This window comes from Staphylococcus pettenkoferi (genome assembly GCF_002902685.1).
In the GTDB taxonomy this organism is placed as follows: domain Bacteria; phylum Bacillota; class Bacilli; order Staphylococcales; family Staphylococcaceae; genus Staphylococcus; species Staphylococcus pettenkoferi.
Window position 1 is genome coordinate 1 of record NZ_PPRN01000089.1, and the last position, 2,047, is coordinate 2,047.

Here is a 2,047-nt window from a genome sequence, read left to right on the forward strand (position 1 = left end):
TAAATGTATTAACATCAGATTAAGTAATTATATATGTTAAATGAAAGTTAAATATTTGTAAAACCAAATCATATCCAGATGAGTTAATAAAAAAGGATTGAGATTAATATGCAAAGTGAATGCTATAAATCTCAATCCGTAGACTTATCCTCTTTCGTGTAAGGAACTGCTAGATAAGTCTTTATGCGCCTGTGACGATCTTATTAATGAGTAGACCGATTAAAGATACGATGCCTATGATGAGGCACACGACACCTAAACTAAGAAAGGACTGACGTGATTTCGGTTTCGTCTTACTCATACTGAGAAAGATAATGCCTAGAATAGTAATAATAATAGCTACATAAATCATAAACATCCTCCTTTACGTAATGATGTAAGGAAGTTCTCTATTTAAATTGATGATGTTTACGTGCACCTTTGAAATTTGAAATAGATACCTTAATATTATTTTACCCGTTTTTCATGGATTATATTTAAGTTAGGGCAAATATTTCAATAGTCAGGGTGCTCCAATTTCTTAAATGTCTTTCCCAAGCTGTTTGATTTTTCTGCGTTACTGTAAATCGATTCGGTTTGTAATTCGGATTGTGAATAAATTCTTTGTATTTTTAAAAGTATTTGCAATTTAAGAAAGCAAATTTTATAATTGCTTTGCATGCTCTAGGGCATGTGAAAATAACGGAGATGAATTTTCTACATGCCCCGGAGCATGTAGAAGATTCATTACTCCCGTTATAGTATAAGGCCCCTTTAATTAGGGGTCTTTTTATATGCGAAAAACTACTAACAAAGCTTGCCACTCTGTTAGCAGTAAAAAACACCCCTTGAATTGAAGGGGTGCTAAGTATTAAGGTATCAAATTATTTTTTAGCGAAAGTGTCAACTAAAGTTTTGATTAATTTGATGATACCACCGATGATGTTTGCTACTGCCATTTGAATTACCTCCTTTGTTTTATCTTAACTAAAGTGTAACGCGAGATAACCTGGCGTAGGTGAATATTTCTTACATCGACAGTTAGAGTGCTTAAGTGCGCTTTACAAGAAAGCGGACTAACAGTTAGGACTCTTAACTGTTAAAATTTTTATACGCTAGAGTTATGTTATATCTCTGATCATAATAATATGACTTTCTTGATTTGCTGTCATTTCAATCTCTTCACTATGATGTTCAATATTGACATCGATAATTTGCTGATTCTGCACGACGAAATGTGCTTCAGCTAAGATGCCAAAAGCGTAATTATTAATCGGACTGATAACAGATACTGAAGTATCGTCTTCTTGAATTGCAATCTCTTTTTTACTTTGATTATCCACTTCCCAATTAGGATAGAAACGTAATTGCATAGTGCGTGCCTCCTAATGATCAACCTTGATGTCGGCTTGTTAAATGAGCCAGCCGAAGATTAATGCGAACAGTGTGCCGACAACACCGAAGATGAATAACATAACGGTGATGCCTAAGAGAGATTCTTTCGATTCTTGACTACGTTTAGCTTTATACAATGATAAAGTGATAATTCCTGCAATAAGGAAGATAATTGATACAGTGAGTAAAAATATATAGTGAATGGACATACTTCCACCTCCAACTCATTCTACGTAACGTAACTTGAAATACATTAATACATTGTACCACTTAATCGTTCTTCACAATAGAGTCGACACTTATATGAGATGTGGCAGTTTCATGAATATTTTTGGCTTTTGTGCAAGATGAGTATGCTTACTAATTGATGATCTATCCTCAGAAAGTAGGTCGCATATATAGGTCTTAAGTCCGTGGTGGTAAAGGTAAAAGGCGGTTATACTAAAAGTATAATAAAGATATAAAAGAGGTGCGAAAGATGAACGAAGTAAACAAATGGCTTTATATTTTACTTGCTGTGTTATTAGGTTCGTTTGGAATTCATAAATTCTACGCAGGTAAACCTTTAGTTGGCTTACTTTTCGCAGTATTCTTCTGGACAGGAGTGCCACACATCCTAGCGATTATTGGCGCTATTATTACGTTACTTAAACCCTGTCTCTTATACACATCT

At 34.2% G+C, this 2,047-nt stretch carries 4 protein-coding genes; 1 reads left to right on the forward strand and 3 read right to left on the reverse strand.

Annotated elements, in window-relative coordinates:
- Positions 1-181 precede the first annotated feature (181 nt).
- The 3 genes from CD126_RS12205 to tsaT form a co-directional block, all read right to left on the reverse strand.
- Positions 182-352: a hypothetical protein gene (locus CD126_RS12205; RefSeq protein ID WP_002472296.1), complete on the reverse strand. Its 171-nt coding sequence runs from the start codon at positions 350-352 to the stop codon at positions 182-184.
- A 748-nt stretch (positions 353-1,100) separates the two neighbouring features.
- Complete coding sequence (locus CD126_RS11635; protein ID WP_002472308.1) at positions 1,101-1,352, reverse strand: hypothetical protein; 252 nt, start codon at positions 1,350-1,352, stop codon at positions 1,101-1,103.
- 39 nt (positions 1,353-1,391) lie between these two features.
- Positions 1,392-1,583 carry a type II toxin-antitoxin system toxin TsaT gene (gene tsaT, locus CD126_RS11640; protein ID WP_002472307.1) on the reverse strand — a complete coding sequence of 64 codons (192 nt, stop codon included), beginning with the start codon at positions 1,581-1,583 and terminating at the stop codon, positions 1,392-1,394.
- 269 nt (positions 1,584-1,852) lie between these two features.
- Here tsaT and CD126_RS11645 point away from each other — a divergent pair.
- Positions 1,853-2,047, forward strand: a 195-nt coding sequence (locus CD126_RS11645; protein WP_103370518.1) for a TM2 domain-containing protein, incomplete at its 3' end; no start/stop codon positions are given.